General features: G+C 64.6%; 24 protein-coding genes. 15 read left to right on the top strand and 9 right to left on the bottom strand.

Going from position 1 to position 21993, the window contains the following annotated elements; translation table 11 throughout:
* Nucleotides 1-78 precede the first annotated feature (78 nt).
* Nucleotides 79-528, bottom strand: coding sequence for a nucleoside deaminase (locus R4P47_RS22885; protein ID WP_411567382.1), 450 nt, complete (start codon nt 526-528; stop codon nt 79-81).
* A gap of 9 nt (nt 529-537) precedes the next feature.
* Nucleotides 538-1077, bottom strand: a complete 540-nt coding sequence (locus R4P47_RS22890) for a tRNA adenosine deaminase-associated protein (protein ID WP_068054716.1) — start codon at nt 1075-1077, stop codon at nt 538-540.
* 63 nt (nt 1078-1140) lie between these two features.
* Here R4P47_RS22890 and R4P47_RS22895 point away from each other — a divergent pair, with 63 nt between their 5' ends.
* Entirely contained in the window at nt 1141-2112 is a 972-nt protein-coding gene (locus R4P47_RS22895; protein WP_411567384.1) for a prephenate dehydrogenase, read from the top strand.
* Here R4P47_RS22895 and R4P47_RS22900 read toward each other — a convergent pair.
* The gene (locus tag R4P47_RS22900) at nt 2085-2600 is read right to left on the bottom strand and encodes a putative glycolipid-binding domain-containing protein (RefSeq protein WP_068054710.1); all 516 of its coding nucleotides are present in this window, start codon (nt 2598-2600) and stop codon (nt 2085-2087) included. The two genes, R4P47_RS22895 and R4P47_RS22900, sit on opposite strands and share 28 nt — an antisense overlap.
* A 188-nt stretch (nt 2601-2788) precedes the next feature.
* On the opposite strand from R4P47_RS22900, the gene R4P47_RS22905 reads away from it, so the two are divergent.
* Nucleotides 2789-3130 (top strand): hypothetical protein, encoded by a 342-nt coding sequence (locus R4P47_RS22905; RefSeq protein WP_149407214.1) that lies wholly within the window; start codon nt 2789-2791, stop codon nt 3128-3130.
* Here R4P47_RS22905 and R4P47_RS22910 read toward each other — a convergent pair.
* Both R4P47_RS22910 and R4P47_RS22915 read right to left on the bottom strand, forming a co-directional pair.
* Nucleotides 3127-4872 carry an ABC transporter ATP-binding protein gene (locus R4P47_RS22910; protein WP_317785855.1) on the bottom strand — a complete coding sequence of 582 codons (1746 nt, stop codon included), beginning with the start codon at nt 4870-4872 and terminating at the stop codon, nt 3127-3129. The genes R4P47_RS22905 and R4P47_RS22910 overlap by 4 nt on opposite strands.
* A gap of 31 nt (nt 4873-4903) precedes the next feature.
* Entirely contained in the window at nt 4904-6658 is a 1755-nt protein-coding gene (locus R4P47_RS22915) for an ABC transporter ATP-binding protein (protein WP_411567383.1), read from the bottom strand.
* A 178-nt stretch (nt 6659-6836) separates the two neighbouring features.
* Here R4P47_RS22915 and R4P47_RS22920 point away from each other — a divergent pair, with 178 nt between their 5' ends.
* The 5 genes from R4P47_RS22920 (at nt 6837) to R4P47_RS22940 (ending at nt 10698) form a co-directional block, all read left to right on the top strand.
* Nucleotides 6837-7985 (top strand): DNA cytosine methyltransferase, encoded by a 1149-nt coding sequence (locus R4P47_RS22920; RefSeq protein ID WP_188078778.1) that lies wholly within the window; start codon nt 6837-6839, stop codon nt 7983-7985.
* Entirely contained in the window at nt 7982-8398 is a 417-nt protein-coding gene (locus tag R4P47_RS22925) for a very short patch repair endonuclease (protein ID WP_149407210.1), read from the top strand. Before R4P47_RS22920 ends, R4P47_RS22925 begins: the two co-directional genes overlap by 4 nt.
* 96 nt (nt 8399-8494) lie before the next feature.
* Nucleotides 8495-9538: a hypothetical protein gene (locus tag R4P47_RS22930; protein ID WP_149407209.1), complete on the top strand. Its 1044-nt coding sequence runs from the start codon at nt 8495-8497 to the stop codon at nt 9536-9538.
* 9 nt (nt 9539-9547) lie between these two features.
* Nucleotides 9548-10237 (top strand): DUF998 domain-containing protein, encoded by a 690-nt coding sequence (locus tag R4P47_RS22935; RefSeq protein ID WP_317549019.1) that lies wholly within the window; start codon nt 9548-9550, stop codon nt 10235-10237.
* Nucleotides 10213-10698 (top strand): GAF domain-containing protein, encoded by a 486-nt coding sequence (locus R4P47_RS22940; RefSeq protein ID WP_317785857.1) that lies wholly within the window; start codon nt 10213-10215, stop codon nt 10696-10698. Before R4P47_RS22935 ends, R4P47_RS22940 begins: the two co-directional genes overlap by 25 nt.
* On the opposite strand, the gene dhaL is transcribed toward R4P47_RS22940, so the two are convergent.
* A complete protein-coding gene (gene dhaL / locus R4P47_RS22945; protein WP_317785858.1) occupies nt 10682-12343 on the bottom strand; it encodes a dihydroxyacetone kinase subunit DhaL in 1662 nt (553 codons plus the stop codon). The two genes, R4P47_RS22940 and dhaL, sit on opposite strands and share 17 nt — an antisense overlap.
* 65 nt (nt 12344-12408) lie before the next feature.
* Between dhaL and R4P47_RS22950 the strand changes: the two genes are divergently transcribed.
* Nucleotides 12409-12960 carry a YceI family protein gene (locus R4P47_RS22950; protein WP_149407206.1) on the top strand — a complete coding sequence of 184 codons (552 nt, stop codon included), beginning with the start codon at nt 12409-12411 and terminating at the stop codon, nt 12958-12960.
* Nucleotides 12961-13016: 56 nt separating this feature from the next.
* Complete coding sequence (locus tag R4P47_RS22955) at nt 13017-13730, top strand: SIMPL domain-containing protein (protein WP_317785876.1); 714 nt, start codon at nt 13017-13019, stop codon at nt 13728-13730.
* On the opposite strand, the gene R4P47_RS22960 is transcribed toward R4P47_RS22955, so the two are convergent.
* Together R4P47_RS22960 and R4P47_RS22965 are read right to left on the bottom strand one after the other, a co-directional pair.
* A complete protein-coding gene (locus tag R4P47_RS22960) occupies nt 13727-14836 on the bottom strand; it encodes a CoA transferase (protein ID WP_317785859.1) in 1110 nt (369 codons plus the stop codon). The two genes, R4P47_RS22955 and R4P47_RS22960, sit on opposite strands and share 4 nt — an antisense overlap.
* A 24-nt stretch (nt 14837-14860) precedes the next feature.
* Complete coding sequence (locus tag R4P47_RS22965; RefSeq protein WP_317785860.1) at nt 14861-15742, bottom strand: class III extradiol ring-cleavage dioxygenase; 882 nt, start codon at nt 15740-15742, stop codon at nt 14861-14863.
* Between the two features lie 82 nt (nt 15743-15824).
* On the opposite strand from R4P47_RS22965, the gene R4P47_RS22970 reads away from it, so the two are divergent.
* Nucleotides 15825-16226, top strand: coding sequence for a GAF domain-containing protein (locus tag R4P47_RS22970; RefSeq protein WP_317785861.1), 402 nt, complete (start codon nt 15825-15827; stop codon nt 16224-16226).
* Here the strand turns inward: R4P47_RS22970 and R4P47_RS22975 are convergent.
* A complete protein-coding gene (locus R4P47_RS22975; protein ID WP_094634107.1) occupies nt 16198-16407 on the bottom strand; it encodes a hypothetical protein in 210 nt (69 codons plus the stop codon). The two genes, R4P47_RS22970 and R4P47_RS22975, sit on opposite strands and share 29 nt — an antisense overlap.
* Before the next feature lie 94 nt (nt 16408-16501).
* Here R4P47_RS22975 and R4P47_RS22980 point away from each other — a divergent pair, with 94 nt between their 5' ends.
* The 5 genes from R4P47_RS22980 (at nt 16502) to R4P47_RS23000 (ending at nt 21982) form a co-directional block, all read left to right on the top strand.
* The gene (locus R4P47_RS22980; protein WP_317785862.1) at nt 16502-17029 is read left to right on the top strand and encodes a MarR family winged helix-turn-helix transcriptional regulator; all 528 of its coding nucleotides are present in this window, start codon (nt 16502-16504) and stop codon (nt 17027-17029) included.
* Nucleotides 17030-17101: 72 nt separating this feature from the next.
* Nucleotides 17102-18295, top strand: a complete 1194-nt coding sequence (locus R4P47_RS22985; protein ID WP_317785863.1) for a homogentisate 1,2-dioxygenase — start codon at nt 17102-17104, stop codon at nt 18293-18295.
* Entirely contained in the window at nt 18292-19080 is a 789-nt protein-coding gene (locus R4P47_RS22990; protein ID WP_317785864.1) for a hypothetical protein, read from the top strand. The genes R4P47_RS22985 and R4P47_RS22990 overlap by 4 nt, the downstream gene beginning before the upstream one ends.
* A 16-nt stretch (nt 19081-19096) precedes the next feature.
* Nucleotides 19097-20263: a fumarylacetoacetase gene (gene fahA, locus R4P47_RS22995; protein ID WP_317785865.1), complete on the top strand. Its 1167-nt coding sequence runs from the start codon at nt 19097-19099 to the stop codon at nt 20261-20263.
* 174 nt (nt 20264-20437) lie between these two features.
* On the top strand, nt 20438-21982 hold the full coding sequence (locus R4P47_RS23000) for a multicopper oxidase family protein (protein ID WP_317785877.1): 1545 nt from the start codon (nt 20438-20440) through the stop codon (nt 21980-21982).
* Nucleotides 21983-21993: the final 11 nt, after the last annotated feature.

Here is a 21993-nt window from a genome sequence, read left to right on the forward strand (position 1 = left end):
AAGTTCGGAGCGCAGCGTTGCGCTCTGCCCTCTACCCTCCACAAAATCGGACATGCAGGCCACCATGTGACGAGATCGTTATCTCTGACGGGCGAAGAATCGGGTCAACACGTCGGCGCATTCGGCTTCCAATACTCCGCCGCGGACCTGTGGCCGATGGGTGAGTCGGCGATCGCGCACGACGTCCCAGAGCGAACCGACAGCTCCGGTCTTCGGCTCCCATGCTCCGAACACCACCGCTCCGACGCGGGCGAGGACCAGCGCCCCGGCGCACATCGTGCAGGGTTCCAACGTGACGGCCAGGGTGCAGCCTTCGAGTCGCCAGCCGTCACCGTGAACGGCCGCTGCTCGACGCAACGCGATCACTTCTGCGTGTCCGGTGGGGTCGCCCGACGCCTCCCGCGCATTGCAGGCCCGGGCTATCTCACGTCCGGTGGCGTCGAACACGACGGCTCCGACGGGGACATCGGTATCCGATGCCTCGGCCGCAGCCGACAGCGCTGCTCGGATCATGTCCGCGTCGGACATCGGCATCGGTTACCGCCGAAGCTTGTCCACCGCTGCGGCGAACTCGCTTTCGAAACCCAGTCGTTCGGCGATGGACTGCAGTTGCTCGTCCGGATAGTCGTCGGTCTCGGCGACGATGATGCCGAGCACGGCCTCGGGCAGTCCGAGGTCCGCCAACAGGGCGAGGTCGCCCTCTTCGTAGGGCTCGATGTCGTCGAGTTCATCGGGGTCGACGTCGGGGATCTCGATGTTCAACGCATCGAGAACGTCCGCGGCGATTTCGTAGTCCACTGCGGCGACCGCGTCGGACAGTAGGAGTCGGGTGCCGTTCGGTGCTGGACGCAGGATGACGAAGAATTCCTCGTCCACGTCGAGCAGTCCGAACACAGCTCCCGAGCTGCGCAGTTCACGCAGTTCGGTCTCTGCCGCCGACAGACTGGTCAGTGCGTCGTCGGACAGCGGCGTGACGGTCCACTTGCCTTCCTCTCGGACAACAGCAACGCCGAATCCCTCGAGGTCGTCGTATTCCGGTGCGGATGCGCGGTTGTTGTTCGCGCGCTGTGCGGCCATGCGCGCAACGGTAGTCCGGTAGGGGCCTGTATTCGAAGTCCACCTCCCGTCGACGTCACCCACCTGTGCCAATCTGATCCGGTGACTTCTTCCTCGGTGTGCGTTCTGGGTCTCGGATTGATCGGCGGGTCGATCCTGCGCGCGGCTCACGATGCGGGCCGCCAGGTGTGGGGATGGAACCGATCGGCCGACGCGATCGCCGGTGCCATCAACGACGGCTACGACGTCGGTACCGACCTGAAAGCCGTGCTGAGCAGGGCCGCAACACAGGACGCGTTGATTGTCATCGCGGTTCCGATGCCTGCCGTGGACTCGGTTCTGGCGGCAATCGCCGAGTACGCGCCGGCCGCCCCGCTCACCGATGTGGTCAGCGTCAAAGCCGAGGTGGCCTCGGCAGTAGCGGCTCGCGGACTGCTGGCCCGCTACGTCGGCGGGCATCCGATGGCAGGTACCAACCAGTCCGGCTGGTCGGCCACCGATCCCACGTTGTTCGTCGACGCGGTGTGGGTGGTGGCCACCGACCCGGGAGTCGACGCCGACGTGTGGACGCGGGTGGCCCGGCTCGCTCTGGATTGCGGTTCGGTGGTGGTGCCGGCCGAGAGCGTCGAGCACGATCGCGCCGTCGCCAGAATTTCTCACCTGCCGCACCTGCTGGCCGAGGCCCTGGCAATCGTCGGGGCGGCTGGCGGGCCGCTGGCGTTGGGCCTGGCTGCAGGCTCGTTCCGAGACGGGACGCGAGTGGCGTCGTCGTCGCCGAATCTCGTCCGCGCGATGACCGAGGGCAACGCGGCCGCTCTACGAACCGCGCTCGACGAGGCGTTGCATGCACTCACCGAAGCGCGCGAGGAACTGGACGAGAACTCGACGAAAACACTGGTCGACGCCGGAAACGCAGCGCGGCTGCAGTACGAGCAGCACCAGCGTTTCGAGATCACCGACATCACCCCGGGCGAGCCGGGGTGGCGAGAAAGACTGCAGGACGCGGGTCGGCGCGGTGGCGTCGTGCGTCAGATCCGTTCGGCGAGCCCCGGGTAATCGAGGACGAATCCGTCGGCGTCGACCGTGACGGACGACGTGGAGACGGGCGAGATGACGTGGATGCCCTCGGAACCGCTGCTGTAGGTAAGCGTTGCTTCCTGGATGCTGAGGTCGAGCACGTTCACGTACACCGTGGGCACCTCGAGGTCCTGGACCTGGGTGTGCAGACCGAATCGACGGATCGGCAGAGTGTTGAAGAACGGGCTGAGCACCATGTCGACGTCGAGTGCGCCGCTGTAGGTCGAGCGCTGATGGCTGGTGCTGTTCTCCACCATCCAGTAGCCCTCGTCGTCGCGGCTGACGGACGCCTGCCGATCACCGGAGGCGAGCGAGGTGCGCACCGACAGTCGCTTGGTGACGCCGTATTCGTCGGTCACCAGGTCGTAGGACGCGCTGAAAGCGGGGTGATCGCTGCACGCAGCGCCGATGATGCGTCCGGCAGCCTTGATGCGATTGCCGGAGAGCTGTACTCGCACGGACTCCATGCGGGGAACATCGTGGGCTCGCCACGTCAGGATCGAGGGCCAGGTTTTCGCGTCGATGGAATCGGACGCGGGGACGGAGGCATGCTCGGCACCCGATGCTTGAGTGATCACCCACCTACGGTAGGCGACGAGGCCCCCAGAAGATCAAGCGGACGTGCCTTTTCTCGCAGTTCATTAAGGTTGTGCCCGTGACGACAGAGAACACCGGCGGCGGTCAGTTCGATTTCGCGCATTCCGAACAGGCCGCGAAGAGTCGACAGGACAAGGCGACGGCCCTCGCGCGTTACGTGTGGGACCGCGGCATCACCGGTGCCGAACTACTCGACCTCACCGACGCCGTCCGCAGAAAGCTGGCCCGCGCCGCCGATCTCCATCCTCCGAGCACGATGGAAACGTGGACCATCGTGGCCGAGCTGCTCGACCGCAAATCGGCATGGGCGGCCGAACACCCCGGTCACGACGGTGCGACGCCCCAGCACGCGGACGAGAAGATCATGTGGGTCAAGCCGCCGATCACCCCCTGGACCTAGACGAGCGAGTCCTCCCACGCCTCGTGCAGGTGCGCGAAGCGTCCCTCTCCTGCGATCAGGTCCTCGGGAGTTCCGTCCTCCACGATGTTTCCGTCGGCCATGACGAGCACTCGATCTGCGATGGCCACCGTCGACAGGCGGTGCGCGATGATCAGCGCCGTTCGTCCCTGCAGGATCGTCTCGAGTGCGCGCTGCACCAGCCGCTCGCTCGGAATGTCCAGACTCGACGTCGCCTCGTCCAGCACGATCACCGACGGCGCCGCGAGGAACACTCGTGCAAAGGCCACCAATTGCCTTTGGCCCGAGGACAATCGACCACCTCGCTTGCGCACATCGGTGTCGATTCCCTCCGGTAGCGACGCGATGAACTCCGTCAGTCCGACGGCGTCGGCCGCTGCCCGTACCTCCGCGTCGGTCGCGGTGGGGCGTCCGAGTCGAATGTTGTCTGCCACCGAACCCGAGAACAGGAACGACTCCTGTGTCACCATCACGACGTTGCGACGCAGGTCCTCGTCGCTGATCTCCCGCATGTCGATGCCGTCGAGTCGGACGGCTCCGGCCGTCGGATCGTAGAAGCGCGCCAACAGCTTTGCCAGTGTCGACTTGCCCGCTCCGGTGGCTCCGACCATCGCGACCACCTGTCCGGCGGGTACGTGGAGCGAGAATTCCGGCAGCACGACGCGTTCGGGGCCGTAGGAGAAGTGCACGTCGTCGAACGTGATGTCGCCCTTGGCCGTTCCGATCTCCACCGGGTTCTTCGGTGCCGTCACCGACGGTTCTTCCTCGAGCACACCGGAGATCTTCTCCAGCGCAGCTGCGGCGGATTGGTAGGCGTTGAAGACCATCGCCAACTCGTCGAGCGGCCCGTAGAACCGGCGCAGATACAGCACGTACGCCGCGAGCACACCGATGTCCATGTGGCCGTTGATCACTCGCCAACTGCCGAAGACCAGGATGATGGCGAGCGTGACGTTGCCGATCCAGCGCACGATGCCGGTGTAGCTGGCCATGCCGCGTAGCGCTGCGGTGGTGGCGTCCCGGTACTCCGAGTCCTCGGTGCTCAGAATCGCATCGTTGCGGCCCTCGCGCCGGAACACCTGCACCGCGCGGATTCCGCCCATCGACTCGACGAAGTGCACCACGACGCGCGCGATCGCCACCCGTGTTCGACGGTATCCCTGGCGTTGTCGCCGCTGCGACCACCGGGTGACGAGCACCAGCGGAACGAAGCCGGCCAATACGATCATCGCCATCGGAACGTCGAGATACACCAGAATGATCGCAATCGACACCATCGACAGGATGGCCGTCAACGCATCGTTGAGCGCGCTCTCGAGCAGCGTCTGCAGAGATTCGACATCGCTGGTCAGACGCGAGATCAACCGTCCCGAGGTGTATTTCTCGTGGAACGACAGACTCAGCTTCTGGGCATGGTCGAACACCCGTCCGCGCAGGTCGTACAGGATGTTCTGACTCAGCCGACCCGAGACGGTGAGAAACGCGTACGTGGTGAGCATCCCGAGCAGACCGAAGCCGGTGTAGCCGCCGACCGCCCACATCAGCGGACCCCAATCGCCCTGTCCCGCAGCGCCGACGCCGTTGTCCAGCGCGTAGGCGATGAACAGCGGACCGGCAACGTAGGTGATGTTGTCGACCAGAATGATCAGGAAGGACAGCAGGGCCTGCTTCTTGTACGGGCGCACCAACGAGACGAGCAACCGGCGAGAACGCCCTGCCAACACCAGGTTTCCGGTTGCGTCGACCTCCGATTCCTCACCGCCGACGCAGTCCCTCGTGTGTTCCCTGCTCCACAATTCTTCCGTTCTCGAGATAAAGCACGCGGTCGGCCAATGCAGCGGTCGACGGCCGGTGTGCCACCAGCACCGTCGTCGAATGCGCCAACACGCGTCGCAGTTCCTTCTGCACTTTCGCTTCGGTGTCCACGTCGAGCGCGGACAACGGGTCGTCGAGCACCAGCACCCGCGGCTTGCCCAGCACCGCCCGCGCCAGTGCGAGCCGCTGCCGCTGCCCACCGGACAGACTCATGCCCTGCTCACCGATGCGAGTGGCCAGACCCCACGGCAACTGCTCGACGAAATCCGTTGCGTGCGCGATCTCCAACGCCTCGGCAACCTCGGCATCGGACGCGTCGGGTGAACCGAGTGCGATGTTCTCGCGCGCACTGGCAGAGAACAGCACCGGATCCTCGAATGCCACCGTGACGATCGAGCGCAGGTCAGCCAACCGCATCGAGGCCACGTCGATACCGTCGATCGCGATGGTGCCCTCGGTGGCGTCGAACAGTCGGGGGACGAGATTGGTCAGTGCGGTCTTGCCGCTGCCGGTGTTGCCGACCAGCGCGACCGTCTCCCCCGGCTCGACGACGAAGCTGACGTCGGTGAGAAGCGGCGAGGACGCGTCGGGAAAGGTGAATCCGACGCGATCGAATTGCACGCGCCCACGGATCTTTTCGGGTAGATAGACGGGATTGTCCGGATCGGTGACGGTTTCGGGAGTGTCCATGATTTCCCAGTACCGATCCGCTGCCGTGCGCGCGTTGTTCAGCTCTGCCAGCAGGTAGCCGAACGATTCGATAGGCCACAGCAGGAAGGTGACGATCGCAATGGCTGCGACGAGCGTGCCGACCGTCATCGTGCCCTGCACGATCGAGTACGTACCCACCGCCAGGATCGCGCCGATGGTGATGGGCTGCAATCCGACGATCACACCCCAGATGATCGCCAGGTAGCGCACCTTCTTCAGTTCGGTGCCACGCAACGTGCGCGCCTGTCGAAGAAACTGCTTGCCCAAGTGGGCACTTCGACCGAACGCCTTGAGGACGCGAATACCCTGGATGGACTCCTCGACCGTCGTCGTGACATCGCCGGCCTGATCCTGAGCGTCACGGGCCACGACGCGATACAGCGTCTCGAACCTGGTGCAGGCGATCACCAGCGGTATCGACGTCACCAGCATGATCAGTCCCAATTGCCAGGACTGGACGAGCAGTACGCCGATGCCCACGACCAGTGTCACCGCGTTGATGATGATGAACGGGCCGATGAACGCCATGAACCGGCGCAGCGAACCGAGGTCTGCGATGGCACGCGAGAGCAGCTGACCCGATTCCCAGCTCTCGTGAGCCGAGACCGACAACCGCTGAAGCTTGTCGAATACCGTTGCCCGCGCTGATATCTCGAACTGGCTCGACGGCCGCGACACCAGGTAACGACGAACCCAGATACCGAGTGCATCGATGGTGCCGAGCAACAGGACGAAAGCGGCGGGCCACCAGACTGCCGAGAAATTGCGATCGGTGATGGGGCCGTCGATGACGCGCTGCATCACCAGCGGAATCACCAGACCGGTCATGGTCGCGATCAGCGAGACCACGATCGAGGCGATGTAGAACCACTTGTACGGCAGCAGAAACGGCGCGAAACGGCGCAGTGAACTGGTCGTCCGCACTGGGTTCGGGTATGGCTGATCAACCGTTCCGGTTTCGGGATCGAGCACACCCGTAGACACAGTTCTTCTCCTTATTGCTGTGCTCGAATGATTTCATTGCACAGGCTCAGTTTCCAACCGATTTTTGGGCCAGCGCATTCCAGTGTGAAACCTCGAGCAAGGTCGAGGTCAAGCGAATCGACTCTCGAGTAACGTAGGGCCGTCGGGCGAGGGAAGGGCACACGTGAGCGCACGGTCGATGGTCGGGTTGTTCGCGGGGATCGGCGGGCTCGAGCTGGGGTTGGCCGAGGCGGGCTGGTCGACGCAGTTGCTGTGCGAGATCGATCTAGGAGCCGGGGCCGTACTTCGAGCGCGTATGCCCGAGACACCGCTGCACACGGACGTCACCACTCTACGCAGCCTGCCCGGCGACACCGAACTGGTGGCAGCGGGCTTTCCTTGTCAGGACCTGTCCCAGGCCGGACGCACTGCGGGCATCACCGGTGCCCGTTCCGGCCTGGTGGACGAGGTGTTTCGGCTCGTCACGCGGCGGCGGGGTCCGCGATGGCTGCTGATGGAGAACGTGCCGTTCATGCTGCAACTCGGCCGCGGGGCTGCCATGCGACACATCACCGACGCGCTCGAAGACCTCGGTTACATGTGGGCCTACCGCGTCGTCGATGCCAGAGCGTTCGGATTGCCGCAGCGTCGCCAGCGGGTGGTGATGCTGGCCTCGCGCACCGACGATCCGCGCGAGGTGCTGTTCTCCCAGGATGCCGGCCCGTTGCCCGACGGCGATCCGAGCACCCAACCGTGCGGCTTCTACTGGACCGAGGGCATTCGCGGTCTGGGCTGGGCGGTCAATGCGGTCCCGACGCTCAAGGGTGGATCGTCCCTTGGCATCGCCAGTCCCCCGGCGGTTCGTCTGCCGTCCGGGGAGATCGTCACGCCCGGCATCATCGGGGCCGAACGTCTGCAGGGGTTCGATCCCGACTGGACGCTGCCTGCCGTCCAGCAACCCGGCGTGCGCAGCGGGCATCGTTGGAAGCTCGTCGGCAATGCCGTCAGTGTGCGGATGGCGTCGTGGGCCGCGCGGGCACTCGACGATCCGAAGCCGTACGACGCGTCGGGTGATGTAGCTCTACTTCCCGGCCAGGCCTGGCCGACCGCCGCCTGGGGACGCGATCGAACGTCGTTCAAGGTCGCCGTGTCGACCATGCCGGTGCACGAACCCTACGAGGACCTCATCGACTTTCTGGACGACTCCAAGCTGCTGTCGGCGCGGGCCACCGCGGGATTCCTCAAGCGCGCACGGGCCGGCAACCTGCGCTTCGCCGACGGTTTCCTCGACGATCTCGACGCCCACCTCGAGCGCATGGGCGGGTACGCCGAGCGGGTTCCGGTGTGAGCGCAGACCGCCCCGTCACCGACGCGAAAACCAGTGCGAGACTGAGCAAGCAGAAGCGACGCGACACCAAACCCGAGGTGGCGCTGCGGCGGGCACTGCACCGGCGAGGCCTGCGATATTTCGTCGATCGCGCTCCGTTGAAGGGCATGAGGCGTCGAGCAGATCTGGTCTTTCCCAGGCGCAAGGTCGCGGTCTACGTCGACGGCTGCTTCTGGCACAGCTGCCCGATTCACGCGACCGCGCCCCGAAACAACGCGCAGTGGTGGGCCGACAAACTGGCCGCCAACGTCGCCCGCGATCGCGACACGGACAGACGATTGATCGACGAGGGCTGGCGCGTGGTGCGAATCTGGGAACACGAGGATCCCACCGTCGCCGCCGACCGAGTGGTCGACGAACTTTCCGCTGAATAATTCGGGTCATTCCGCAGGCTCCACTCCCGCTTGAAACCATCTCGAGCCCCCGCGCGTCCAACCCCATGATCGGTCGAATCGAGTTCGGGGGAAACGGTGCGTAAAAATTGGTTGCTCGCGGCGGTGGCGCTGGCGATGTCGGTATCGACGAGCGGATGCGCGGTGGTGTTGCTCGGCAACGCTTTTCCCGCAGGCAGTTCGTCGCCGCAGAGCCGGTACGGGTTCGAGATGTCGGAGGCAGACCGATATCTGGCCGATTCGGCAGAATTCGTGCGCAGTCTCGATCCTTGCGGCTTTCTCACCCAGAACGATCTCGCCGCCCTCGGCACAGTGGTGCAGCTGCGGCCCGACGGCGAATTGAGCACGTGCTCGGCCACCCTGAATCCCGCGGGATCGAGCGCCACCGACTCCATCTCCGTCGATCTGAACGGATATCTGCCGAGTTCCGACGACAAGGGCACCGAGCAGATCACGATCGGCGGCGAACAGGTGTATCGCGAGAACGCGTCGCACGGGTCGTGCCGCATCAGCTTCCCGCTCCGCGACGAGTTCGACGGTGCCACCGCGGGGGCCATGGACGGTTACCTCACCGAATCAGGTCGTAGTTTCGCCGCGATCGAGGTGTCCCGCAGTGTGGGGGACGCGTGTACTACAGCGACATCCGTCACCGAGACCGCGCTCTCGCTGCTGGACGATCCACCACTGCGTGCCGATTCCAAGTACAACCTTCCGCTTGCCATGAAAGACCCGTGCGCGGTCCTGGAACACTTGCCCGCAACCTGGACGGTCGACCGCTGGAACCCTGCGTCCGATCCGTACCGTTGCCACTTCACGGCGTCCTCGGCAACATTCGAGGACAACTTGGCGATGCTCGACGTCTCGCTCGGCTACGTCGACGGCGACCTGCGTTCGACGGACCGCGAGCCCATCCAGCAGGGCGGCTACACCGTCGAAACACGCGGTTCCGATTCGGCGTGCTTCGCCGACATCGTGCTGGCCAACCCCGTGCTCGGCATGCCCGAGGAAGACGACACCGCCGCGCGCTATGCCCGCACGGTTCCCACCCTGACCGTCCTGACCGACCACTGCGACTCCGCGGTCGCACTGGCGGTGGCAACTGCCGATGTACTGACTGGCTAGCCTTGGTCGGTGCGTTCGAGAACCGAAGGCGTGGATATCCGCCGTGTCGTAGTGGCGATCTGCTTGGTCCTCGCCGGACTGCTGTATTCCGCGTGGGTGGCCGAATTCTTCCTCGACACCGGACTCGACCCCACCACATCGTTCCTCAGCGAACTCGACGCCCGCGATCAGCCGTACCGCGAATTCTTCTCCACCGCAGACGTCGTCACGGGTTCGCTGATGATTCTCGCCGCGGTCCTCGGCTTCCTGGCAACCCCGCGTCGACGGCTCGTCGTCACCGGCTGGGTGGCGTCGGGCATCTTCGGTATCGCAACCATCGCCGACGCGAAACTCCCCCTCGAGTGTGTCGCGGCCGACGATCCGAGTTGCCCGATCGAACCCAGCGGGCTCTTCCCGCAACTCCACCATCTTCACGCTCTCACCAGCACAATCGCGGTGTTCGCCATCTTCACGGTCATGGTCGCGTTCACGCTGGCTGCGTTTCGGTACGAGGTCTATCCCCTGCTTCGGACGCTCGGTGTCGCGGTGCTGGCAGTCACGACCCTGGCGACGGCATGGCTGTTGATCGCCGACAATCTGCCCGGCGACCACGGGCTCGGCGTCGCTCAGCGGATTCAGGTGGGCGGGATGTCGGCGTATCTGGTGGTGCTGGGGTGTGCGCTTAAACTCGGCGCATGTCTTTCACCGCGACCGAATTGAACGGATCCAAGGTCGAGCAGTACCAGCAGCTCACCGAACAGGCACGCGGCCTGGTGTTCGAGGAATCGAACCTCGTCGCCAACGCAGCCAATCTCTCCGCGCTGGTGTATCACGCTCTGCCCGAGGTCAATTGGGTCGGCTTCTACCTGTACGACGGCACCGAACTGGTCGTCGGGCCGTTTCAGGGTCAGCCTGCATGCGTGCGCATTGCTCTGGACAAAGGAGTGTGCGGCGCTGCCGCGACGACCCGCGAGACACAGCGAGTGGCCGACGTCCACGCCTTCCCCGGCCACATCGCGTGCGATGCCAACACCCGTTCCGAGGTCGTCGTACCCCTGTATCAGGGCGAGACCCTGATCGGTGTGTTCGATCTGGACAGCCCTGTTCCCGACCGCTTCGACGCCGACGATCAGGCCGGCCTCGAAGCGATCGCGGCGGTGTTTCTCAGTTCTCTGAGCTAGACGCGCTCGCCGCTGCCTCGAAGAACCAGGCCATGACCAGGGCACCAGGGTCGACGACGCCCCGCGCGGCCTCACCGACGTAGCTGGCGCGGCCACGGTTGGCGGTAATGTCCTTCGTCGATTCGGCTCCGGCTTTTGCGGCGTCGGCGGCGTCCTGCAGGGTGCCGCCGTCTTTCTCGAGCGCGTCGACGGCGGGGGCGATGGCGTCGACCATCGTCTTGTCGCCCACCCGTGCGCCGCCGAGTTCGGTGATGCTGTCGAGTCCTGCCCTGGCGGCCTGTCCGATAGCCGCGAGATCCGGCTCGGATTCCAGCATCGTCCGATAGAACTGGCGGAACCAGATGCCGAACAGCGCTCCGGACGTACCGCCGGCGTGGCCGAGGTAGGCCTCGCTCACCGCTTCGAATACCGTGGCTGCCGAGTAGCTTTCCTTCACAGCGTCCAGATCGAGCTGTTCGAGGGCGGCCACCATGTTGGTTCCGAAATCGCCGTCGCCTGCCTTGCGGTCCAGCTCGGTCAGGGCCGGTTCCTCGTCGAGTACCCGCTGCGCCCACGACCCGATCCACTCCGAGACGAACGCCGATCGGTCGCCGCTGTCGGACGGCGTGAAGGTCGGTCCGAATGCGCCGCGTTCGGCCACCGGTTTCGCGCCACGGCTCGATGCGTTGGGCCAGCCGGGTGCGTCGGTGGGTGCGTCCCAGAGTTCGAGCATCTCGTCGTCGGCGCGCACCAGGGTGATCGAGGCTCCGCCCATGTTCAGCGCGGTGACGAAACTCCCGACCAGTGAGCGAGAGATCTCGATCCCTTTGCCGTGCAGGTATTCCGAGAGCTCACCGAACAGCAGATGCAGTTCGAGCGGATGCGTTGCCCCGAGCCCGTTGACGATCGCGATCACCGTTTCGCCCGACTTCAATCCGAGCGAATCCACGATGGGCTCGGTCAGCTTCTGAACGATTTCCTGAGCGGGCAGCTGGGACACACGGTCGGTGCCGCGTTCTCCGTGAATACCGATGCCGAGTTCGATCTCTTCCTTGGGCAATTCGAAGGACGGTTCGTCTGCTCCCGGCAAGGTGGGCGGGTTCAGTGCAACCGCCATGCTGCGTGCGTTCTCCGCGGTTCGACGCCCCAGCGCGACCACCGCCTGCAGGCTGTCGCCGCGTTCTGCTGCTGCGCCGCACACCTTTTCGACGACGATGGTTGCTGCGGTGCCGCGTCGACCTGGACCGTCCTCGCTCTCACTGGCCACGTCGTCGTCGACGAGAACGACGTCGGCCGCAATACCGTCTTCCTGCAACAGCTCTCGGGCGATCTTGAAGTTCATCACGTCGCCGGTGTAGTTCTTCACGATGTGCAGCACTCCGCCGCCGGAGTCCACGGCCTTCGATGCCTCGTGTACCTGGAGCGCGTTGGGTGAGGTGAAGATCAGGCCCGGGCACGCGCCGGTGAGCATGCCGCGTCCGATGAAGCCGGCGTGCAGCGGCTCGTGGCCCGATCCCCCACCGGACAGCAGGGCGACCTGACCGTCGGAGATGCGGTAGCGGCGGGTCAGAAATCCGGGATCGGCATGCCACGTGACGTCGTCGGTGGCGGCGACGAAACCGCGGAGGGCGTCGGCGACGAATGTTCGAGGGGAATTGGAGAACATAGCTCCACCCTAACCACCTGCGCCGCGTCCCTTCATCGGTTCTGCAGGACCGATACAGTCGGGGTATGAGTACCGAGACCTGGACGCTCGACGCATCGCACGGCGGGCAGTTGGCTGTCCGGACGGATGTCACCGGAAAGGCATCCAAGATGGGGCATCGCCTCACGATTGCGGTGACCTCCTGGACCGCCACCGTCGAGTGGTCTGGGAACGCACCCACCGCGGTCACCCTGGACGCCGAGGTGGGATCGATCGATGTGATCCACGGCGAGGGTGGACTGACGCCCTTGATCGGACCGGAGAAGATAGTGGCGAAAGCCAACGCGCTCAAGAGCTTCGACGCCGGCCGATACCCGTCGATCACATTCCGATCGACCGATATCACCGCCGTCGACACCGGATTTCGACTGACCGGCATTGCGGAGATCCACGGCGTTTCGAGGGAGGTCACCGTGGATGTGAACGTCACCGACCTCGGAGATCGGTGGCATCTCGTTTCGGAAACTGCTGTGCGTCAATCGGATTACAAGATCACACCGTATTCGCAGATGTTCGGAGCCATGAAGGTGGTGGACGAGGTCACCGTGACGTTCGACGCCGAGTATCGCAAGCCCTGAGTCTTTCCAATTCGCCTGTCATGGTGGACACTACGGCGATGAGTCGAAATCGATGGATGTTCGGATCGTGCTTATCGGCCCTGACGCTGGCCGTAGCGTTGACCGCGGGCTGCAGCAGTCCAGCGACCTCGTCTGCCGATGGACCTCCGGGAGTGAATGTCAACGGCGTGGGAGAAGTGCAAGGTGCGCCGGACATGTTGACGACCCAGATCGGCGTTCAGGCCACGGCCGAGGACGTCACCGCCGCCATCGAACAGGCGAATGCGGCCGTGAGTGACGTCACGGACGCGGTTGTCGCGGCCGGTGTCGCTCGTGAGGACATACAGACTCAGCAGGTGTCGATCGATCCGCAGTACTCCGGCGCACTGCCGGGCGGCACCTCGGCGATTTCCGGATATCAGGCAACCAACACCCTGCAGGTCACGGTTCGCGACCTGTCGAAGGCATCCGCAGTCCTGGGAGACGCCACGTCGGCCGGCGGAAACGCGACCCGCATCTCCGGGGTCTCCTTCAAGATCGACGACGATTCCGAGCTGATCGCCGATGCCCGGTCCAGGGCGTTCGCCGACGCCCGCGATCGCGCCGAGCAGTACGCGTCGCTCGCAGGCGGAGAACTCGGGGACGTTCTGTCGATCACGGAGTCGATCACCGGCCAGGAGCAGCCGAGGTCGTTCGGCGAGTCCGCCAGTTCGTTCGACACGGCAGTGCCCATCGAGCCGGGACAACAGACCGTCAGCGTGTCCGTGTCGGTGAAGTGGGCGTTGAACTAGATCCCGGCGGGCGGTGGCAAGCGGTAGTTCACCGGAGTGGCCGAGAAATCCAGAGGATTGCGGACGCCGTCGGCCGCTGCTCCCGGAACCTGGACGCGCGGTTCGAGCCCGAGCGACTCCGCGAAAGCGAAGGCCTCGTCGATCGAATTGACCGGCCCCGCGGGAACGTTGCGGGCCATCAATTCTCTGTACCATTCGTCCGCCGTGCGCGTCTGCAGCGCCGAGTTCAGGATGTCGACCAACTGATCTCGATGTTCGACGCGAGCAGAGTTGGACGAGAAGCGGTCGTCTGCAGCCAGTTTCGGCATAGCCAGCACATCGGCAAGCTCCGAGAATTGCCGGTCGTTGCCCACTGCCAACGCGAGCGGACGGTCGGCGGTCTCGAACACCTCGTACGGTACGAGCGACGGGTGCTTGTTGCCCATCGGCCGCGGTACGACGCCTGCCCCGAGATAAGCCGAGGACTGGTTGCTCAACGCGGACAGGACCGACGCCATCAGTGAGGTATGCACCTGCTGACCCGCACCGGTGCTCGATCGATGATGCAGTGCCGCAAGGATTCCGCTGAGTGCGTGCAGTCCGGTGACGATGTCGACCATCGCCACTCCCACTTTGGTGGGCGTCGAGGAATCGGGGCCGGTGACGCTCATCAGACCGCCGACGGCCTGCACCACCAGATCGTATCCGGGCAACGCGGAGCCTCCGCCGGTACCGAAGCCGGTGATCGAGCAGTAGATCAGACCGGGATTCGTTGGAGCCAGATTCGAGTAGCCCAGTCCGAGCCGGTCCATCGCTCCGGCTCGGAAGTTCTCGATCAGAATGTCTGCGCCCGAAACGATCTCCTGCGCCTCGGCTACGCCGCCCTCGGATTGCAGGTCGATGAACCTCGACGCCTTGTTGCGATTGACCGAATTGAAATACGTTGCCGTACCGGCAGAGTCGTACGGTGGTCCCCACGATCGGGTGTCGTCACCGATCCCGGGCCTTTCGATCTTGATGACCTCGGCACCCATGTCGCCGAGCATCATCGTCGCGTACGGGCCTGCGAGTACGCGAGAGAAATCCGCGACGACAAGCCCTGCGAGTGGACCGGTGGCATCTGTCATCGGTCCACTGTATGACCTCGAGGTTTACGCGACGGCGAACGACCGCTTCGCCAAGCCGAACTGGAAACCGGTGATGGCTGTGGTCACCGGAGCTTCCGGGTTCTCGGCGGCACCGAGCGTGACGAACAAAGGCGTGAAATGTTCGACGGTGGGGTGGGCATACGGCATACCCGGTGCGGCGCTGCGGAAGTCCGCCAACGTTGCGACGTCACCACGCGCCAACGCGTCGGCCGCCCAGAGATCGAAGTCCTCCGACCAGGTCGGCACGGTGTTGGTGGCGAAGTTCTCGCGCGAGAGGAACGGCAGTCCGTGCGTCATGAATCCGGAACCGATGACCAGCACACCCTCCGCGCGCAATTCTTTGAGCGCTGCGCCGATGGCCATCAGCCGGTCGGGAGCATGCGTCGGCAAGCTCAACTGGAGAACGGGGACGTCGCCGTACGGGTACATCACTTTCAGCGGAACCCAGGCACCGTGATCGAGGCCGCGGGAGCTGTGGCGGTGCAGGTTCTCCGACGCCGGGAGTGCCGCGGCCACCCGTGCGGCCAAAGCCTCCGCGTCGGGCGTCCGGTATTCCATCGAGAAGTAGCGTTGGGCGAAACCGCCGAAGTCGTAGACCAGCGGGGTCGCAGCCGCCGACGCGGACAGGCTCAGCGGGGCCTCCTCCCAGTGCGCGCTGACGATGAGGATCGCCTTCGGCTTGGGCATCGACTGCGACCAGGTGAACAGCTGGTCCATCCAGAGTGCGTCGTCGAAGACCGGGGGTGCGCCGTGGCTGATGTACAGGGCGGGCATCGGACCATCGCTCGGAGTCCACAGTTCCTGTGACCGGCTCGCGGGTGCGGTATCGGCGAGAAATGCGTCGAACGCTGCTCCCGCGACGGGCGGGTTGATCACAGATGTCATGGCGGGTCCCTCGAATGCTTAGGTTGAATCTTCAACTTAGCACCGATTGGGCCCTGCGGCCAGCATGGCTAGGCTCGAGTGCATGCCGAATGCCGTCTATCGCGCACCGATGCCGGACGGCGTCGAGCGCGCCCTCACCTACGGACTGTGTGGAATGGCGGCCGACGACGAACGCTCGCTACGACGCGTCGAGCGCTTCGAGCAGGTTCCGGACGGATCTTTCGTATGGACGCGCACCGAGCGTGGCGAGTTCTTTCTCGGGCGAATTTCCGGTCCTCTACGTGAGGATCGCAGCGCCGACGCGGTGGCGTCGAACATGATCTTCGTGCGGGACTGCGACTGGACGAGCGAACCCGTTCCCGAACCCGACGTTCCCGCGGCGACACTGCAGACTTTCGCGCGCGGTGGCCGCAATTTTCAGCAGACTCACGACCCGCGGGTCGGTGCGGAGTCGGCTAGCGTGTGGCGAGCGCGAGGTCGTTGACCTGGGGATCTACCTGCACGACGGAGTAGCCCTGAATCTCGAACTTGTTCTCGCCCTCGGGCGGTCCGAGGACGGCACGGACGATCAGCGTTGCGGCGGCAGCGACGAGTGCGATCACGATGACCACTGCTGCCACGATCAGCAGGGTCCGTGGGCCACCGAACAGGTTCTTCGAGCTCATGGGTCCATCATGGCCCCTGCGGGATGAGACACGAATCGCGCGTACGGAAGTAATAAAGGTGTTGATCAGATGAGTTCATGGCTACAGTGAATCTGTGACCGATTCACCCGAGCCCGATTTCTGGTCGTTCATCGACACCGCCAACACCACGCTGGCCCGGGACTACGGGTTCGAGCACCAGCTGGCCACCGAGGTACTACTGACCCTGAACCGGGCGTCGAACATCGTCACCTACGACCTCGAAGCGACGGTTCATCGCCCGCGAGGCTGGTCGTGGTCGTCGTTCCGGCTGATGTTCGTCACGTGGTTGTCGGGCCCGATCGAGCCCAAGCGGGCGGCCGAGCTGACGGGTATGAGCCGCGCGGCCGTATCCAACCTGTCCAAGACCCTCATCTCCAGCGGACTGCTCGCCAGTACTCCCGACGAGGAGGACGGGCGTTCGGTGCGCCTCGCCCTCACCGCCCAGGGGCACGACGAGATGGTCGAGGCGTTCGCCGAACAGAACGAACGGGAGAACGCGTGGGCCAGCGCGCTCACCGAACCCGAGCAGCGGATCCTGGTGATGCTGTTGACCAAACTCATCACCCACCGCAGCCAATTCGACGTCCGGGGACGCAACTGAGGGTTGCGTAGATCACGTAAAAATAGTTAATGTGTTTACTACAAGCGGTGAACACAACACAGGAGCGATGGCGTGGCCTATTACCGGCAGCTCGGATCGGTACCGCCGAAGCGGCACACCCAGCACCGAACTCCCGACGGCAACCTCTACTTCGAGGAGCTGATGGGCGAGGAGGGCTTCTCTTCGGACTCGTCTCTGCTCTATCACCGCCACATTCCGTCGGCCATCGTCGACGCCACGGTCTGGGATCTGCCTGACCAGACGACCACCCCGAATCACCCACTGAAGCCGCGGCACTTGAAGTTGCACGAGCTGTTTCCGGACTCCGTCGTCGCCGACACCGACGTCGTCACCGGTCGCCGGCTCGTCCTCGGCAACGCCGACGTCCGACTCTCCTACGTCGTCGCATCGAAAATCTCACCGCTGTATCGCAATTCGATCGGCGACGAGATGGTCTACATCGAATCCGGTTCAGCCACCGTCGAAACCGTGTTCGGAACCCTCGAGGCGCGGCAAGGCAACTACGTGCTCATTCCGCGTGCCACGACGCACCGCTGGATTCCCGACGGCACCCTGCGCGCCTACGCCATCGAGGCCAACAGTCACATTGCACCGCCCAAGCGCTTTCTGTCGAAGTTCGGCCAGCTGCTCGAGAACGCTCCGTACTGCGAACGCGATCTCCGCGGCCCCACCGAGCCTCTTCTGGCCGACGGCAGCGACGTCGAAGTGCTTGTCAAACATCGTGGTTCGACGGGCATCGTCGGAACCCGATACGTCTACCCCAACCACCCGTTCGACGTGGTGGGATGGGACGGTTGCCTGTATCCATACACGTTCAACATCTCGGATTACGAGCCGATCACCGGCCGGGTGCATCAACCACCGCCTGCGCATCAGGCATTCGAGGGGGCCAATTTCGTGATCTGCAATTTCGTGCCGCGCAAGGTCGATTACCACCCATTGGCAATTCCGGTGCCGTACTACCACTCCAACGTCGACTCCGACGAGATCATGTTCTACGTCGGCGGCGACTACGAAGCCCGCAAGGGCTCGGGCATCGGGCAAGGCTCGATCTCGGTACATCCGGGCGGTCACGCTCATGGGCCGCAACCCGGTGCCTACGAACGTAGTATCGGTGCCGAGTTCTTCGACGAACTGGCCGTCATGGTCGATACGTTCCGCCCCCTCGAACTCGGCGAGGGTGCGCTCGCGTGCGAGGACACCGGCTATGCGTGGACGTGGGCAGGCCGGGGGCCGAACCGATGATCCCTCCGTTCTTCCGTCGCCTGTGCGACGACGCCGCCGCTTTCCCTCCCGGCAATGCGCCGCTCGATGTTGCTGTGGCACAACACCTCGAGTATCGGGGCAGTACATTCGCGGGCCTCGTCGGCCCGTTGGTCGTCCCGATGGACCGGGTGGGCGAGCTGGACCTGGGTGCTCGGATGGAGGTGGCGTTGACCGCACCTGCCGGGCCGGGCAGTGTGGAGGCAGGCCTACGCGCCGCCGACCGCACGGCGGGCGTGACGGTCGTGTCCATCGAAGTCGCAGTCCCCCAGGGCACCGACATCGATGTGCTCCGCAACATCACTCAGGACATCGACATCTATGTCGAGATTCCCCGGGACTCCCGAAAAGACGACATCTTCGACGCCGTCGACGAGTTCGGGTATCGCGCCAAGTTCCGGACCGGTGGCGTCACGGCCGACCAGTACCCAGACGAACACGAGCTCGCCGCGTCGATCTACCAGGCGGCACAGCGAGAGATTCATTTCAAGGCCACCGCCGGTCTGCATCACGCGGCGCGTAACACCGATCCCCACAACGGTTTCGAGCAGCACGGCTTCCTCAACGTGATTCTTGCGGCCGAAGCAGCGCACAGCGGCGCTCGCGTCGGCGAGCTCGAGAAGATCCTGGCGATCCGAGACGCAGACGTCCTCGCCGGGCTCGTCGCCGGGATCGAGGGCCAACGCGCCTTCGCCTCCTTCGGCACCTGCAACATTCGTGAACCCCTGGACGATCTCATCCGACTCGGACTCGTCCCACCTCTGTGACCTAGGAGCGCCGCTCATGACGCACATCGACATTCCCGCCGATTCCGAGTTCGGAATCGACAACCTCCCCTATGGCATTTTCAGCACTCCGGGCACGGATTCCCGTGTCGGAGTCCGCTACGGCGACAACGTGATCGATCTATCCGCAGCTCTGGGTGATCCAGAATTTTCTTCGGCAAGCCTGAACGCGTTCATGGCCCGCGGACGCGGTCGGTGGGTGGAGGTCCGCTCGTCGGTCACCGACATGCTCGCCGGTGGCACGACCCCCGCGGAAGCAATCGTGCCCGTTTCCGACGTGACGATGCACCTGCCGTTCGAGGTGGCCGACTACGTGGACTTCTACGCCTCCGAGCATCACGCAGCCAACCTCGGCCGGCTCTTTCGCCCCGACGCCGAACCGCTGCTACCGAATTGGAAGCACCTGCCCGTGGCGTACCACGGTCGGGCCGGCACGGTCGTCGTCTCCGGCACCGACATCACCCGGCCTCGCGGCCAACGCAAGGCACCCGACGAGGCGTCGCCCACCTTCGGTCCGAGTCGGCGACTGGACATCGAGGCCGAGATGGGCTTCGTCGTCGGCGTTCCGTCCGACGGGCCAATATCGCCGGATCGGTTCTCGGACCACGTGTTCGGAGCCGTCATCGTCAACGACTGGTCGGCTCGCGACATCCAGGCCTGGGAGTACGTTCCGCTGGGGCCGAACCTCGGCAAGAGTTTCGCGACCTCCATCTCGCCGTGGGTGGTACCCCTGCTCGCGCTGGAGCAGGCACGAACCTCGACGCCGGTTCAGGACCCCGAGCCGCTCGAGTACCTCCGCGAATCTCGTTCCTGGGCTCTCGATATCGACCTGACCGTCGTGTGGAACGGGCATGTCGTCTCGCACCCGCCCTACAGTGCAATGTACTGGTCGCCGGCTCAGATGCTCGCGCACGAGACCGTCAACGGTGCAACATCGCGAACCGGCGATTTGTTCGCCTCGGGCACCATCTCGGGACCGGAGAAGAATCAGCGCGGCGCGTTCATCGAATTGACCTGGGGTGGAAAAGAACCGGTGTCACTCGGCGCGGAGACTCGCACCTTCCTCGAAGACGGCGACGACGTGGTCATCGCCGCCAGCGCCCCTGGGCCGAACGGTGCCCGAATCGGATTCGGTGACGTTCGAGGTCGGATCGTGTCGGCCTGACAGGAGTCGAGGGAACTACCACAGATTCTGAAGTAGCGGTAGGCCCCCGCGGTGGATTTTTTCTCCGCCAGCCGTGGCCCTCGGGTGGAAGCCCGCGACTGCCGAACCCCGGAAACTTGCTTGTGTCGCGAGGTAATCGAACACCGCAAGAAACCCGGGAGTGCAGTGAACGTCATGGTCCGAAACACGTTGAGCCGACGAATCTTGTTGGTGGGGTTGGCGTCTGCGCCGATTGCCCTGTCGGCGGGATGCGCTGCGAGTAGGTCTACTCCGGGGTCCGCCCCGTCCGGTGTCGAGGCCGCGACGTCCGATGGCGGCCGCCGGCCACTACCGGTGCCGCCCCTGCTGGACTCCACCGTCGACGCCGCCGGTGTCCGCCACTTCACGCTCACCGCACAGGCCGGCAGCACCGAGATGTTGCCGGGTGTGCTGACCCCGACATGGGGTTTCGACGGTTCGATCCTGGGGCCGACCATCCGGACCCGGCGCGGCGAAACGGTCGCGTTCACCATCGACAACGCCCTGCCGGAAGACACCACCGTGCACTGGCACGGTGTGCACGTCCCGGCGCGATACGACGGCGGACCCCACCAAACGATCACACCGGGTGGACGCTGGGAGCCGACGTGGACTGTGAACCAGCCGGCGGCGACGCTGTGGTACCACCCCCACCCGCACGGTGCCACCGAGAAACATGCGTACCGGGGACTGGCCGGTATCTTCCTGGTCGACGACGAGGATGCCGACTCTCTCGATCTGCCGAAAACCTATGGTGTGGATGACTTCCCATTGATCATCCAGGATCGCCGGTTCACTGCAGACGGTGCTCTCGACGAGTCCGACCCGACCGATGCAGGCCTCCTCGGCGACACGATCATCACGAATGGAATCACCGGCGCGCGCTTGCAGGTGAGCACCGAACTGGTGCGACTGCGAATCCTCAACGGTTCCGGAGGGCGAATGTACAACCTCGGATTCGCCGACGACCGCGATTTCACGATGTTGGCCAGCGACGGTGGACTGCTCAGCGAGCCGCTCCCGCTGAGCCGCATCACCCTCAGCCCCGGAGAACGAGTCGAGATCGTCGTGGCGGCGGGCGGTAGTTCTCCGATGATGCTGCGCGCGTTCCCGTTCGACGATCAGCCAGAAATCGACCGCGACATCGCATCCGACTACGGACTGACCGATTCCTTCGACGTGCTCGAGCTCCGACCGGTCCCCAACCCCGAACGATCCCGGGCGTTGCCGGCTGTGCTCGCCGATATCCCCCGCCTCGAACCGGCCACCGCAGTCGCCGAGCGTAGATTCGAACTGCAGTGGTTCATGATCAACGGCGAGCAGATGGACATGAATCGCGTCGATTTCACCTCGGCCGTCGACACCACCGAGGTGTGGACGATCCACAACGCGGACAACTGGCCGCACAACTTCCACGTGCACGATGTCCAGTTTCAGCTCCTCGACATCAACGGTGCGAAGCCTCTGCCTGCGCTGGCGGGGTGGAAGGACACTGTCTACGTTCCTCCCGGCACTACGATCCGGTTGATACTGCGGTTCACCGAGTACACGGACCCGACGTTTTCTTACATGTTCCACTGCCATCTGATGAGGCACGAGGATCAGGGCATGATGGGCCAATTCCTGGTCCTCGGACCGAACCAGACTGCAACCCCGATGCAGATGCCTGCAGACACACCCATGCAGCACGGCGGCCATTGAGCGCCGTCGAC

It is taken from the genome of Rhodococcus sp. IEGM 1370 (assembly GCF_033142325.1).
Taxonomy (GTDB): Bacteria; Actinomycetota; Actinomycetes; order Mycobacteriales; family Mycobacteriaceae; genus Rhodococcoides.

Excerpts from the sequence above, each read along its gene's own strand:
- R4P47_RS22885 (WP_411567382.1), bottom strand. The coding sequence starts at position 528 with ATGTCCGACGCGGACATGATCCGAGCAGCGCTGTCGGCTGCGGCCGAG.
- R4P47_RS22890 (WP_068054716.1), bottom strand. The coding sequence starts at position 1,077 with ATGGCCGCACAGCGCGCGAACAACAACCGCGCATCCGCACCGGAATAC.
- R4P47_RS22900 (WP_068054710.1), bottom strand. The coding sequence starts at position 2,600 with ATGGAGTCCGTGCGAGTACAGCTCTCCGGCAATCGCATCAAGGCTGCC.
- R4P47_RS22920 (WP_188078778.1), top strand. The coding sequence starts at position 6,837 with ATGGTCGGGTTGTTCGCGGGGATCGGCGGGCTCGAGCTGGGGTTGGCC.
- R4P47_RS22940 (WP_317785857.1), top strand. The coding sequence starts at position 10,213 with ATGTCTTTCACCGCGACCGAATTGAACGGATCCAAGGTCGAGCAGTAC.
- dhaL (WP_317785858.1), bottom strand. The coding sequence starts at position 12,343 with ATGTTCTCCAATTCCCCTCGAACATTCGTCGCCGACGCCCTCCGCGGT.
- R4P47_RS22950 (WP_149407206.1), top strand. The coding sequence starts at position 12,409 with ATGAGTACCGAGACCTGGACGCTCGACGCATCGCACGGCGGGCAGTTG.
- R4P47_RS22955 (WP_317785876.1), top strand. The coding sequence starts at position 13,017 with ATGTTCGGATCGTGCTTATCGGCCCTGACGCTGGCCGTAGCGTTGACC.
- R4P47_RS22960 (WP_317785859.1), bottom strand. The coding sequence starts at position 14,836 with ATGACAGATGCCACCGGTCCACTCGCAGGGCTTGTCGTCGCGGATTTC.
- R4P47_RS22965 (WP_317785860.1), bottom strand. The coding sequence starts at position 15,742 with ATGACATCTGTGATCAACCCGCCCGTCGCGGGAGCAGCGTTCGACGCA.
- R4P47_RS22970 (WP_317785861.1), top strand. The coding sequence starts at position 15,825 with ATGCCGAATGCCGTCTATCGCGCACCGATGCCGGACGGCGTCGAGCGC.
- R4P47_RS22975 (WP_094634107.1), bottom strand. The coding sequence starts at position 16,407 with ATGAGCTCGAAGAACCTGTTCGGTGGCCCACGGACCCTGCTGATCGTG.
- R4P47_RS22990 (WP_317785864.1), top strand. The coding sequence starts at position 18,292 with ATGATCCCTCCGTTCTTCCGTCGCCTGTGCGACGACGCCGCCGCTTTC.
- fahA (WP_317785865.1), top strand. The coding sequence starts at position 19,097 with ATGACGCACATCGACATTCCCGCCGATTCCGAGTTCGGAATCGACAAC.
- R4P47_RS23000 (WP_317785877.1), top strand. The coding sequence starts at position 20,438 with ATGGTCCGAAACACGTTGAGCCGACGAATCTTGTTGGTGGGGTTGGCG.